This window comes from Pseudomonas sp. Fl5BN2 (assembly GCF_009908205.1).
GTDB lineage: Bacteria > Pseudomonadota > Gammaproteobacteria > Pseudomonadales > Pseudomonadaceae > Aquipseudomonas.
In genome coordinates, this window is sequence record NZ_JAAARL010000010.1 from 32,924 (window position 1) to 44,961 (window position 12,038).

At 59.9% G+C, this 12,038-nt stretch carries 12 protein-coding genes; 9 read left to right on the forward strand and 3 right to left on the reverse strand.

Going from position 1 to position 12,038, the window contains the following annotated elements; translation table 11 throughout:
* Nucleotides 1-55: 55 nt before the first annotated feature.
* The 3 genes from GV819_RS15445 (at nt 56) to GV819_RS15455 (ending at nt 1,973) form a co-directional block, all read left to right on the forward strand.
* Nucleotides 56-1,012, forward strand: a complete 957-nt coding sequence (locus GV819_RS15445) for an Ldh family oxidoreductase (protein ID WP_161756924.1) — start codon at nt 56-58, stop codon at nt 1,010-1,012.
* A gap of 62 nt (nt 1,013-1,074) precedes the next feature.
* Nucleotides 1,075-1,614, forward strand: a complete 540-nt coding sequence (locus GV819_RS15450) for an exonuclease domain-containing protein (protein WP_161756925.1) — start codon at nt 1,075-1,077, stop codon at nt 1,612-1,614.
* A gap of 74 nt (nt 1,615-1,688) precedes the next feature.
* Nucleotides 1,689-1,973 (forward strand): pyrimidine/purine nucleoside phosphorylase, encoded by a 285-nt coding sequence (locus tag GV819_RS15455; RefSeq protein ID WP_161756926.1) that lies wholly within the window; start codon nt 1,689-1,691, stop codon nt 1,971-1,973.
* 93 nt (nt 1,974-2,066) lie between these two features.
* Here the strand turns inward: GV819_RS15455 and GV819_RS15460 are convergent, their stop codons facing one another.
* Together GV819_RS15460 and GV819_RS15465 are read right to left on the reverse strand one after the other, a co-directional pair.
* Nucleotides 2,067-2,870: an MOSC domain-containing protein gene (locus GV819_RS15460; protein WP_161756927.1), complete on the reverse strand. Its 804-nt coding sequence runs from the start codon at nt 2,868-2,870 to the stop codon at nt 2,067-2,069.
* A gap of 91 nt (nt 2,871-2,961) precedes the next feature.
* Nucleotides 2,962-3,897 carry a chemotaxis protein CheV gene (locus GV819_RS15465; protein ID WP_161756928.1) on the reverse strand — a complete coding sequence of 312 codons (936 nt, stop codon included), beginning with the start codon at nt 3,895-3,897 and terminating at the stop codon, nt 2,962-2,964.
* 562 nt (nt 3,898-4,459) lie between these two features.
* Here GV819_RS15465 and GV819_RS15470 point away from each other — a divergent pair.
* From GV819_RS15470 to GV819_RS15480, 3 genes are all read left to right on the forward strand, one after another.
* Entirely contained in the window at nt 4,460-4,897 is a 438-nt protein-coding gene (locus GV819_RS15470; protein ID WP_161756929.1) for a hypothetical protein, read from the forward strand.
* Between the two features lie 506 nt (nt 4,898-5,403).
* A complete protein-coding gene (locus GV819_RS15475) occupies nt 5,404-6,297 on the forward strand; it encodes a sensor histidine kinase (RefSeq protein ID WP_161757114.1) in 894 nt (297 codons plus the stop codon).
* A complete protein-coding gene (locus GV819_RS15480; protein WP_161756930.1) occupies nt 6,294-6,953 on the forward strand; it encodes a response regulator in 660 nt (219 codons plus the stop codon). The genes GV819_RS15475 and GV819_RS15480 overlap by 4 nt, the downstream gene beginning before the upstream one ends.
* 2 nt (nt 6,954-6,955) lie before the next feature.
* On the opposite strand, the gene yegS is transcribed toward GV819_RS15480, so the two are convergent.
* Complete coding sequence (gene yegS / locus GV819_RS15485) at nt 6,956-7,855, reverse strand: lipid kinase YegS (protein WP_161756931.1); 900 nt, start codon at nt 7,853-7,855, stop codon at nt 6,956-6,958.
* A gap of 433 nt (nt 7,856-8,288) precedes the next feature.
* Between yegS and GV819_RS15490 the strand changes: the two genes are divergently transcribed.
* From GV819_RS15490 to GV819_RS15500, 3 genes are all read left to right on the forward strand, one after another.
* Nucleotides 8,289-9,725, forward strand: a complete 1,437-nt coding sequence (locus GV819_RS15490) for an undecaprenyl-phosphate glucose phosphotransferase (RefSeq protein WP_161756932.1) — start codon at nt 8,289-8,291, stop codon at nt 9,723-9,725.
* A complete protein-coding gene (locus tag GV819_RS15495; protein WP_161756933.1) occupies nt 9,726-11,183 on the forward strand; it encodes a mannose-1-phosphate guanylyltransferase/mannose-6-phosphate isomerase in 1,458 nt (485 codons plus the stop codon). It begins immediately after the preceding gene.
* A 67-nt stretch (nt 11,184-11,250) separates the two neighbouring features.
* A complete protein-coding gene (locus GV819_RS15500; RefSeq protein ID WP_161756934.1) occupies nt 11,251-12,027 on the forward strand; it encodes a polysaccharide biosynthesis/export family protein in 777 nt (258 codons plus the stop codon).
* The last annotated feature ends 11 nt before the right edge of the window (nt 12,028-12,038 follow it).

Sequence of the window (12,038 nt, forward strand, 5' to 3'; positions counted from 1 at the left end):
CAGACAGACGGCGATCCGACCTGCCGGGGTTGGAGCCAGGTCGCGGAGCACGAGAATGCGCTATACCCCGCAACAGGCCCATCAGTTGGCAAAACGCTTGGCAATCCGTGTGGGCGCCAGTGAGGCAGTAGCCGATGCCTTGGCCGCCGCCACCGTGGCCGCCGAGCTTGCGGGCCGTCCCGCAGTGGGTTTCAGCCATCTGCAGGATTATCTGGGGGCCATGCGGGCCGGGCGGATAGCCCCTGGCGCCGAGCCGCTGCTGGAGTTCCCGGCGCCGGCACTGATTCGCGTGGACGCCCAGGGCGGCATTGCCCAGCTGGGTTTCGATCGAGCCTTCGACGAGCTGTGCCAGCGCGCCGGCCACTACGGCATCAGCCTGCTGGCCCAGCACAACAGCTACACCTGCGGCGAGCTGGGTTATTACACTCGGCGCCTGGCCGATGCCGGGCTGGTATGTTTCGCCGCCACCAATGGCCCGGCCCTGATGGGTGCCGGCCACTGCCGAGAGGCGGTGTACTGCACCAACCCGCTGTCCTTTGCCGCTCCGGTCGTCGATGGTTCGCCCCTGGTGATCGACCAGGCCTCCAGCGCCACTGCCTTCGTCAACCTGCGCCAGGCCGCCGAAAACGGCACGCCGATTCCCCCCGACTGGGCCCTGGACCGCCACGGGCGCCCCACCACTGACGCTCGGGAAGCAATCAACGGCCTGCTGCTGGCCTTCGGTGGCGCGCGCGGGGCGAACATCGCGCTGATGGTGGAGGTACTCGCCGCGGGGTTGAGCGGTGCCCACTGGTCCCTGGATGCCCCGTCCTTCATCGAAGGCTCGCAGTGCCCAGGCGCGGGGTTGCTGATCATCGCCTTGCAACCTGAGTTGCTGGCTGCGGATTTTGCAACGCGACTGAGCCAGCAACTGCTGCGCCTGAAGGAAAAAGGCATTCATATTCCCGGCAGGCAGACGGCGAGACTGAGTATCGAACTGAGTGCCGCCCTGCTTCATGAACTCGAGCACTAGGCGGATGCCTCGGCTTTGGCTACGCTCAAGCCTCATCAGGATGTTGAAGGCTGGAATTTGTGATGCCCCACTGGCTGGTAATAGATTTGGAAGCCACGACGGATGAAGGGGGCTGGCCGGTGAGCGAGATGGAGATTATTGAAATCGGCGCCACCCTGGTTAACCGCCAAGGCCGGGAACAGGACCACTTCCAGCGTTTCGTCCGACCATTGCGACGCCCCCGGCTAACGCCGTTCTGCCGTGAGCTGACCCGCATCACCCAGGCCAACATCGACAGCGCCGCGCCCCTGAGCGAGGTCTGGAGCCTGTTCGAGCGCTGGCTCGGCCAGCATCAACCGCGCCTCGAAGGCTGGGCCAGTTGGGGGGACTACGATCGCAAGCAGCTGCAACTGGAGTGGCACAACCAGCAATTGCACAGCCTGTTGAATGACGTCCCACACATGAACCTCAAGCAGCGCTTCGCCAAGGCTCGACGCCTGGAGCGCCCGCTGGGCCTCAACGCAGCCTTGCAATTGGCCGGCATGCAGTTCAATGGCCAGCAACATCGAGCCCTGGAAGATGCACGCAATACAGCGCGTTTATTACCGCTGATTCTTCCTTGATGGCGACAGGTGACGGCCCTGAAGGCCTTGTGCATACTGGCCGACCTTTTTGACCCTTTCTTGAGGAATCGCCCATGTTTAAAGTCAACGAGTACTTCGACGGCACCGTCAAGTCGATTGCCTTCGGCACGGCCGAAGGTCCCGCCACCATTGGCGTCATGGCCCCGGGCGAATACGAGTTTGGTACTGCACAGCGGGAAATCATGCACGTGGTTTCCGGCGCCCTGAGCGTCAAGCTGCCCGACAGCGCCAACTGGGAAACCTTTCCCGCCGGCAGCCAGTTCAACGTACCGGCCAACAGCAAGTTCCAGCTGAAAGTCGCGGTGGACACCGCTTACCTGTGCGAATACCGCGGCTGATCGATCCGCTGCAGTTTTATCGCTGACAAAAAATGCCCGTCTCCCAGGAGACGGGCATTTTTCATAGTGCAGCCAGGATCGGTTCCCGGCGGGCTATTCGAGGACCGTCACCGACATCCCTACTTGCAGTCGCCCGTTGCTGTCGTTGACCAGGTTCTGGCCGAACATGGCCCCCTCTTCCCGGGCACGGTATTTCTGCAAGGTGGCCAGGGGCTCGCGATCAGCACTGCGTTCGCCGGTTTGCGGATCGATGGTCGTGAGGATGCAGCGGGCACAGGGCTTGACCACGCGAAACTCGACATCGCCGATACGCACACGCTTCCAGTTATCCTCGGCAAAGGCCTCGCTGCCCTCGATCACCAGGTTGGGACGAAAACGCAGCATCTCCAGGGGCCGTCCGACGCGGTACGACAAGTCTTCAAGCGATGCCTGGCCAATCAGCAGCAGGGGAAAGCCATCGGCAAACGCCACTTGGTCATCGTCCTTGCCATAACCGGCGGCAGTGGTCCGTGCGCGCTCCTGGGGGACCTGTACCAGGCGGGTCGGCTTGCCGATGAACTCACTGACCCAAGCACCCGCCTCGTCCCCGGCATCGGGCACGCGCAAGGTGTCCTGCCAGATGGTCACGCCGCGCAACGGCGAATCGACATCCGGCAGCGGCACTTCAAGGGTGGCGTATCCGGGAGCACTCAGGGTCAGGCCACCCTGATCATTCCACAACGCTGACAGCTGACTCATCCGCGCCACGGCACGCTGGGTCAGGAAACGTCCACTGGCCTCATCCACCAGCATCCAGCGGCGATCCCCCTCAAGGCCCAGTTTGTCCAGGCCGATCTGTTGCAGGGTTTCGCCCATGGCGGATTTCAACGGGTATCGATATAGCGCGCTAAGACGCATGTCCAGCTCCCTGTATGGGCAAAACCCTCACCCTATACCAGCGCCCCGATGAAACAAAGGAGCGCGTCAGTGCCGGACACACCCCTGTCACTCAGGCGCTGACTTCATCCAGCAACAGACGCTGACGGACCACATCCACCAGTTTGTCCGGCTGGAATTTGGAGAGGAAGTTGTCGCAACCGACCTTCTTCACCATGGATTCGTTGAAGCTACCGGACAAGGACGTGTGCAATACCACGTAGAGCCCACGCAGCCGCGGGTCATTGCGGATCTCGGTGGTCAGGCGATAACCGTCCATCTCTGGCATTTCCGCATCGGTGAACACCATCAATAGCTTCTCGGTCATGTTGACCCCGGTATCCGCCCAGGCCTTGAGCATGTTCAACGCCTTGAGGCCGTCACTGGCAATGTGCATCTTCACCCCCAACTGGCCAAGGGTATCGCGCAGTTGCGACAGGGCCACATTGGAGTCGTCCACCAGCAGCACTTCACGATCACGGGCACGAGCCAGGATCGGATCATCGAGTTTGTCGCGGGACACCTTGGCGTTGTACGGCACGATTTCCGCCAGGACTTTTTCGACATCGATGATTTCCACCAGCTGGTCGTCGACCTTGCTGATGGCTGTCAGATAGTGCTGGCGCCCGGCACTGGCAGGTGGCGGCATGATGGCCTCCCAGTTCATGTTGACGATGCGATCCACTCCGCCCACCAGGAATGCCTGCACCGAACGGTTGTATTCGGTAACGATGATGGTGCTGTTGGGCCCCGGAATCAGCGGCCGCATGCCGATCGCCTGGGACAGGTCGATGACCGGGAGAGTCTGGCCACGCAGATTGACCACACCGCAGACAAACGGATGGCGCTGGGGCATCAGGGTCAACTTCGGCAGTTGCAGCACCTCCTGCACCTTGAACACGTTGATCGCGAACAGCTGTCGACCGGCCAGCCGGAACATGAGGATTTCCAGGCGATTCTCACCCACCAGCTGCGTGCGTTGATCTACCGTGTCGAGAATGCCGGCCATTAAAGACTCCTGGGCTTGTTCTGATGAATTCACTAAAGACTGATATCGGCCGGATACGCCGTATCTTGACCCGCATGCAAATTGGCATACAAAGCCATTGATGTCACATTAACATCATGCTTTACTGAGACGGTCAATTCAGCACCGCAACTCTGCGACGGCGAGACCTCTATCTCGGCGGTAGGTTCCCATATCTAGGGGAATCCCCTAGCAACAATCAGGATCAGCCTGATATTCGCGATATCCAATAGCCATTAATGTGACGCCATTCTCATTGCATGAATGGAGTCAGGCTTTTGTTTTTGATCGCAGAAAGGTGGCCTAGCAGCCTTTCAAGCCTAAATACCCTCGCCCATCAAACCCCTGCGTCCGCGCGCAGCATGGCTGTGGCCGGCATTTGGGCAGCGTCAGAAAGTGATGAAAGCCCACTCTCGCGGCCGACTGTGATCGCCGATAAAAAATCAGATTTATCTGATATACAACTGCAAAAATCACGTTCTACCTTGAAACCGTTTAGCCAACGCCCTATCCCACCATCGGACACGAAGTCATGGAGATAAGCATGCTAAAGGACGGCCATGAGTGCACGACCCCACTGCCCGAATTCCTGTTTGAAGCCCATGCCCTACTGGCGAAGTCGGAAGACTGCCTGAATCATCTGCTCCTGATCAGAAATGACGAAGAGGCCATCAATTGCCTGCTCGTCAGCCTGCAGCGCCTGGCACAGATTGCAATGCGTCATGCCATCAGCCCACTATCAGAGTTTTCCCTGCATATCCATGGCCTGCTGAAACGCACAGCTCACCCGCTGGACCTCAATGAATCGACCCTTGATGCCTTGAAGAGCTGCCTGACACTGATGGCCTGGCAACTGGAGCTGATCGACCCGAACAACGGCCAGCTAAACCTGGATGACAGCGAACAAGTGATGCTGATTGAGGAGTTGGCTGAGCAAGTGGCGCAGAACTGCACCTGTACATATCCATCTTGCCGGCATTGAAGTTGCGTTTATCCCGCAGGAAGCCGGGTAGAACATCAATAAACATCCGCTCAACTGTCCAGCGCACCGTCGTTATTGAGTATTTCATACCCGAGAACGACATCGTCGACTAAATAACTCCAACTTGTATCCATCCTGGGACTTTATGTTCCAAGACTTGCACCTGCTCGCAAGACCTCCTTTCCCCTAGTATTTGCTGTGCCTCGCCACTGACAGCAAAAATCGGACAGGTGTACCGAAACGCTCCTATTCCTGACTCCAAAGACATATATAACTGAGCGTATAACCGCGACCAACGGTATCTTCGGTGGTATTATGTCGCGCATTAATAGACACCATTAATGGCACTTTGACTCCAATGTCAGCGGTCACTACCTGGCCTGCACATGACAAACAGACAGTGTTGATTACAACCTGATATTCAAAGAGCACCGCTTTTCACACAAGCCCCGTCATCCACCCTTGACCAGGCTCTTCGCAGCGAACATTCATTGGCTCCATCCGCTATGTACGCCAGCCTCAAGTCACTCCTCTCATGGCCCCTTTCCCGAGATCATCTGCGCTGGCTCAGCCTGCTGCTGTTCTCCGGCTCGGCCTTGGGCAATGTGTTGATCTATTGCCTGGACCAGCCCTTGCCTCTGCCCCTGCTGATCCTCAGTATCGCGGCCCTGGCCTGCATCTGGGTGCAGTATGGCTATTCGCGCAACTCCATCCGCTTCCAGCCTCAGGAACTGGCCGAGCGCTTGCTGGAGGTCAAGGAGAATGAGCGGCATCGCCTCAGCCGCGAACTGCACGATGACATCGGCCAGTTGCTGACAGCAGCAAAACTGCAGACCGACTGGCTCAAGCGCCGCCTGCCGGACGATTTGCAGGAACACTGCACGGCGCTCGGCACCACGCTCGAAGAAACCCTGGCCAAGGTCCGTGACGTATCGGCCATCCTCAATCCCCGGCAACTGGCCAGCCTCGGGCTCGAAGCCAGCCTGCGCGCCCACTTGCTCAAGACCCTGGAAAACACCTCGGTGCACTGGAGCCTGGAATGCCACCAGCGCCTGGCAGGGATTTCCGAGGAAATGGCCGTTGCGGCGTTTCGCATTACCCAGGAGGCCGTGACCAATATCCTGCGTCACGCCCAGGCGAAAAACCTGCTGGTGCGCCTGCAACGATTGCCGGAAGGTCTTTCGCTGTTCATCAGCGACGATGGCCAGGGTTTTGCACCGGCTGCCGATCCTGGCGCCCAGGGCCAGCGTGGCATGGCCGGGATGCAGGAACGCATCAGCCAACTGGGTGGCCTGTTGAAGGTCACCAGCGAGACCGACCAAGGCACTCAGATCGAAGCACTCTTTCCCTGGGCCCCTCGCACTCTGGAGCGGGCCAGTACGAATAAGGTTTTACATTGACCTGTAATTTACTTTTGGTGGATGACCACTCGCTCATCAGGGCTGGCGTGCGCGCCCTGGTCATGGACATTCCCGGCTACGCGGTGATCGGTGAAGCCGATGATGGCGCGCACCTGTTGGAAATGGTCGAGAAACTACGCCCGGATATCGTCCTGCTGGATCTGTCGATGAAGCGCACCAGTGGCCTCGATGCCCTGCGAAGGCTCAAGGCGATGCACCCCCAGAGCAAAGTATTGATCCTGTCGATGCATACCGATCCCGGCCTGATCATGCAGGCCCTGGAGTCTGGCGCTCACGGTTACCTGCTCAAGGACACCACCGCCGTCGAGCTTGAGCATGCCCTTGAAGCCCTGCGCAACAACGAGCGCTACTTGAGTCCGGCCATCGCCCACACGGTGATCAACCAGGCACTGACCCGAGCCCAGAAAAGCCAGCCGCTGCCGATTGAGAACCACAACCTGACAGCCCGCCAACTGGAAATCCTGCGGCTGATCGTCCGCGGCAAATCGACCCGCGAGATTGCCCTGGGGCTGGGTTTGAGCATCAAGACCGTGGAAACCCACCGCTCGCAAATCATGAAGCGCCTGCAAATCTTCGACGTCGCCGGGCTGGTGCTGTTCGCCGTGCGCGAGCGCATCATCAGCCTCGACGACTGAACTCAGCCGCCGCTGCCGAGCAACGGCGAGTCGGCCGACAGATGCACCCGCAAGGCTGCGCGACGAGCGGTAAAACGCAAGGTGTCGCCTTGCAATGGCTCGCCGTCGAGATTGATGTCCAGACCTTGTGAAGCCTTGATTTCCACCCAGGGCAACCGTGCCCGGACAAACAGATTATCGATTCCCAGCCCACCGGACAGCAGGCTCTTGAGGGTGCCTAGCAGCTCCTGGGGCGCCGGCAGGATGCTGATATCCAGCAACCCGTCATCGACCAGGGCATCCGGGCACAACTCATGACCACCACCGGCTTGCCGGCCGTTGCCTATTCCCAAGGCCAGCAGTTCACCACGCCAATGGAAGTCCGGCCCCTGCAACTCGCCATAAGCCGCGCTCAATTCGGCAAAGCGCGAGAGGCCGGTAAACAGATAGGCAGCACCGCCAAGGACCTTCTTGAGCTCCTCAGAGGTGTTGGCGGTGACCTGGCTGCCAAAACCACCGGTGGCCATATTGAGGAAAACCTGCCCACCGACTTCGCCAAGATCGATCGCCTGCGCCGGAACATCCAGCAAACCCAATGCCGCCGCAGGCTCCAGCGGCACACCGGCAGCCCGGGCAAAATCATTGGCCGTGCCCAGGGGCAGCAGTACCAGGCTGGCCTCACTGGAGGCATTGGCCATGGCCTCGGCGATATCGCGCAAGGTGCCATCGCCGCCTCCGGCAATCAGCCGGGTGTACCCGGCGGCCAGCGCTTCGCCCACCAGCCGTTGGGCATCCCCGGCCTCCCAGGTCAGGCGCACCGCCAGCTCCCAGCCGGCGTCGCGTTTGGCCTGGACCGCAGCACGCACCTCCTCGTTGAGGGCCTGCTTGCCGTGCAGTATCAACAGTGCCTTGCGTTCACTCATCAGCCCTGACTCCTGCTGTTGCAGATTGGTGAAACGTATTGACCCCGGACAGACAGGAAAAAGTCTGTCGCTGTGATTTATTTTTTCCCGGGAGCGGGCCTAACCCGCGCTCCGCCAGTAATCAGGCGGCTTGAAGGGGCGCTGGAAAAATCTTCCATCCCAGGCCTGCTTTCGATTCGCCAGCCTGTGTTTCATGAGCTTTACTGACCCTTGTCGAGTAGATGAGGGGGTGTCAGCAGCAAGCTTGTCGGGCGCGGGGGGAACCCACCTGAAAGCATCAACTGCCCACCTTCCGGCTATCCGCCAGTCACCCGAGGGATCATTCGACGTGGCTTTTTCATGTCATGGACAGGTCGTTACAGGGGGCCTTCTCCAACGTCCTGACTGATTGTATTTCCAGTCAACATAGCCTTGGGTCGAGGGAATTGATCTTATGCGGTTGCAACCTGTAGACAGCCTGCTACTGACTCGACCCAGCATGGTCGAGTACTTTCTCTTCGGAATCCGAGTGGTACATGGCGTGACCGCCATCGTTCCGGGGCTGTTGCTGCTTCTGCTGCTCACGGACCAGAACCTGGCCGTGCTCAAGAGCGACCTGACCATCCTCGTGTTCTTTGGCGTCATCAGCGTGCTGATCTTCCAGGCGCTGGGGGTCTACGCCGAGTCCATCTTCAGCAACCAACTGCGTTTTCAGCTGACCCTGTTTGCCTGGGCATCTTCCTTTTGCGTATTGCTGTTCATGCATCATTCGATGCAGATGTTCGACAGTATCGGCAACACCGAATTGTTCGCCTGGTTTTTCGGCAGTTTCGTATTGTTCGGCATCGAGCGCCTGATTCTCCTGACCCTATTCCAGCAATTGATGCAACGCGGGGTTTTCCTGCAGAACGCGGTGATCCTCGGCGCCACGGAAAACGGCCAGCGCCTGGCGGAATACCTGGCCCAGCATCAGGACATCCGCTCCGGAGTCATAGGCTTCATCGACGACCGCATCGGCCGCCTGCCCAAGACCCTGTGCAACCTGCCGCTGCTGGGCAACTCCAGCGACCTGGAACGGCTGATCCGCGAGGAGAAAGTCACCCAGGTCCTGGTGGCGCTGCCCTGGTCGGCGGAAAACCGCATGGCCTACGTGATTCGCGAGCTGCGCCGGCTGCCGGTGAACGTGCTGCTGGTGCCCGACATGGTGGCGTTCCGACATGCTCACAACCGCATCACTGAAGTCGCCAACCTGCCGATGTTCAACGCTTCGGAAGTGCCCTTGCGCGGTTGGTCGCCGTTCTTCAAACGCCTGGAGGACATGATCCTCTCCAGCATTGCCCTGGTGCTGCTATCACCGGTGATGCTGCTGGTGGCCCTGGCGATCAAGCTGGACTCCAAAGGCCCGGTACTGTTCAAGCAGAAGCGCTATGGCTACAACAACCGACTGATCGAGGTCTACAAGTTCCGCTCGATGCACCAGCATCTGAGCGACGCCAATGCCGAAAACCAAACCACCCGCGGCGACCCGCGCATTACCCGGGTCGGGCGTTTCATCCGCAAGACCAGCCTCGACGAGCTGCCACAATTGTTCAACGTGCTCGGCGGCAGCATGTCCATGGTCGGACCGCGCCCCCACGCCACCGCGACCAAGGCCGCTGGTATCCTGTTCGAAGAGGCGGTCAAGGAGTACACCTCGCGCCACCGGGTCAAGCCGGGGATTACTGGCCTGGCGCAGATCAACGGTTATCGAGGCGAAACCGACACCCTGGAAAAAATCGAGAAACGTGTCGAGTTCGACCTGGAATACATCGAAAACTGGTCAGTCTGGTTTGATCTGTACATCCTGTTCCGCACTATTCCGTCCGTCATCATGACCCGCGAGGCCTTCTGAATGAGCACACTCATTCCCTGCATCATTGCTGGCGGCGCCGGCACCCGGCTATGGCCAGTATCCCGCGAAGCGATGCCCAAGCCCTTCATGCGCCTGCCGGACGGCGAAAGCCTGCTGCAGAAGACCTTCGTCCGCGCCACCGCCCTGAAAGACGTCGGTCGCCTGTTGACGGTGACCAACCGCGAGGTGTTCTTTCGCACCCTGGACGACTACCGCCAGCTGAACAAGACCCACATCGACCTGGACTTCATCCTCGAACCTTTTGGCCGTAACACGGCGCCGGCAATCGCCGCAGCCGCCCTGCACGTCAGCCGCTTGTACGGTGAAGACGCGCAACTGCTGGTCCTGCCCGCCGACCACTTGATCAAGGATGTGCAAGCTTTTGCCGCCGCAGTGGACAGCGCCCGACAACTGGCCGAGCAGGGCTGGCTGGTAACCTTCGGCATAGTACCGACACACGCAGAAACCGGCTTCGGCTACATCGAAAAGGGCCAGGCCCTGAACACCGAGAGCTTCCAGGTCAGCCGCTTCGTTGAAAAACCCGACGCCGCTACTGCCCAGGCTTATGTCGAGGGCGGCCAGCATCTGTGGAACGGCGGTATGTTCTGCATGCGCGCCGACGCCATCCTGCAGGAAATGCGCGAACTCGTGCCCGACGTAGTGACCGCCGTCCAGCAGTGCCTGGAACTGAGCCATCGCAAAGAAGGCAAGCATGAATTGCAGGTGGAACTGGACGGCGGCAGCTTCGCCCAGGCTGAGGACATCTCCATCGACTACGCGGTGATGGAACGCTCGAACAAAGTCGCCGTGGTGCCCTGCCAACTGGGCTGGAGCGATATCGGCTCATGGCAGGCAGTTCGCGAACTGGCCCCCGCCGACGAACACGGCAACCAGTGCAACGGTGAAACCGTGCTGCACGATGTCAGCAACTGCTACATCGACTCACGCAGGCGCCTGGTGGGCGGCGTCGGCCTGAACAACCTGATCATCATCGACACCCCGGACGCACTGCTGGTGGCCGATGGCAATCGCAGCCAGGACGTCAAGCTGATCGCCCAGGAACTCAAGCGCCTGGGCCACGACGCCTACAAGCTGCACCGCACCGTGACCCGGCCCTGGGGTACCTACACCGTGCTCGAAGAAGGGCCACGCTTCAAGATCAAACGCATCATGGTCAAGCCCGACGCGTCGCTGTCGCTGCAGATGCACCACCACCGCAGTGAGCACTGGATCGTGGTCAGCGGCATGGCCCGAGTGACTAACGGCGAGGACGAGTTCCTGCTCAACACCAACGAATCGACCTTTATCAAACCCGGCCGCACCCATCGACTGGTCAATCCCGGGGTGATTGATCTGGTGATGATCGAAGTGCAGAGCGGGGAGTACCTCGGTGAAGACGACATCGTGCGCTTCAACGACATTTATGGACGGGTTCCCGCCGACACCAGCAAGACCTGAGTTAGACCTCACGCAGTAATGTGGCCCGACAGGGAGTTGTGACTATGCACGCCAGGAAGACCGCTCGATGAAAAAACTCCTGCTGATATCCAGTGTTCTCATGCTCTGCGCCTGTTCCATACCGGCGAAAGTCGAGCTGCCTCCAAGCCAGGACCTTGAGGCCGCTCATCGCGCCGGTGATGCCCTGGCGGGCCAGCCGCTGCCAGCCCAGAAAATTCGTCCGGGAGACACCCTGCGCATCGTCCGCAATACCGGCGAGGCGCCATCGATCTCGGCCTTCACCGCCAACTCGATCTATGAACTGACGCTGTTCACCGTGCTCAACGACGGCACCTTCGCCTACCCCTATGCCGGGCAGGTCAAGGCCGCGGGGCTGACCCCGCAACAACTGACCCAGGTCCTGGAAAACCGCCTGAAGAACATCTATCAGGATTCGGCACTGACCGTGAACATCAACCAGGCACCAGGCAACACCGTGTTCGTCGGCGGCTCGGTGCGCAACCCGGCGCCCCAATCGGTGACGGTGATTACCACCCTGGAGCAAGCCATTGTCAGCGCCGGGGGGCTGCTATCGGTGGGTGACAGTCGCAACATCGCCCTGCTGCGCGAGGGCGAGGACGGCCGCTACAAGACCTACTTCTTCGACTACCGCAAATTCATGATCGCCGGCAACGCCGGAGCGGCGCCGGTGCTGTTGCAGCGAGGCGACGTGGTATTCGTACCCAAGTCCAGCGTCGGCAACGGCATTGAGTGGGTGGACCTGTACCTCAACCAGTTGATCCCGTTCACCAAGTCGATCGGTATCGGGGCGAGCTACGAAATCAATCGCCAATCCACCAATTGATCGCCAAGGAC

Excerpts from the sequence above, each read along its gene's own strand:
- GV819_RS15475 (WP_161757114.1), top strand. The coding sequence starts at position 5,404 with ATGTACGCCAGCCTCAAGTCACTCCTCTCATGGCCCCTTTCCCGAGAT.
- GV819_RS15455 (WP_161756926.1), top strand. The coding sequence starts at position 1,689 with ATGTTTAAAGTCAACGAGTACTTCGACGGCACCGTCAAGTCGATTGCC.
- GV819_RS15465 (WP_161756928.1), bottom strand. The coding sequence starts at position 3,897 with ATGGCCGGCATTCTCGACACGGTAGATCAACGCACGCAGCTGGTGGGT.
- GV819_RS15490 (WP_161756932.1), top strand. The coding sequence starts at position 8,289 with ATGCGGTTGCAACCTGTAGACAGCCTGCTACTGACTCGACCCAGCATG.
- GV819_RS15500 (WP_161756934.1), top strand. The coding sequence starts at position 11,251 with ATGAAAAAACTCCTGCTGATATCCAGTGTTCTCATGCTCTGCGCCTGT.
- yegS (WP_161756931.1), bottom strand. The coding sequence starts at position 7,855 with ATGAGTGAACGCAAGGCACTGTTGATACTGCACGGCAAGCAGGCCCTC.
- GV819_RS15445 (WP_161756924.1), top strand. The coding sequence starts at position 56 with ATGCGCTATACCCCGCAACAGGCCCATCAGTTGGCAAAACGCTTGGCA.
- GV819_RS15470 (WP_161756929.1), top strand. The coding sequence starts at position 4,460 with ATGCTAAAGGACGGCCATGAGTGCACGACCCCACTGCCCGAATTCCTG.
- GV819_RS15460 (WP_161756927.1), bottom strand. The coding sequence starts at position 2,870 with ATGCGTCTTAGCGCGCTATATCGATACCCGTTGAAATCCGCCATGGGC.
- GV819_RS15450 (WP_161756925.1), top strand. The coding sequence starts at position 1,075 with ATGCCCCACTGGCTGGTAATAGATTTGGAAGCCACGACGGATGAAGGG.
- GV819_RS15495 (WP_161756933.1), top strand. The coding sequence starts at position 9,726 with ATGAGCACACTCATTCCCTGCATCATTGCTGGCGGCGCCGGCACCCGG.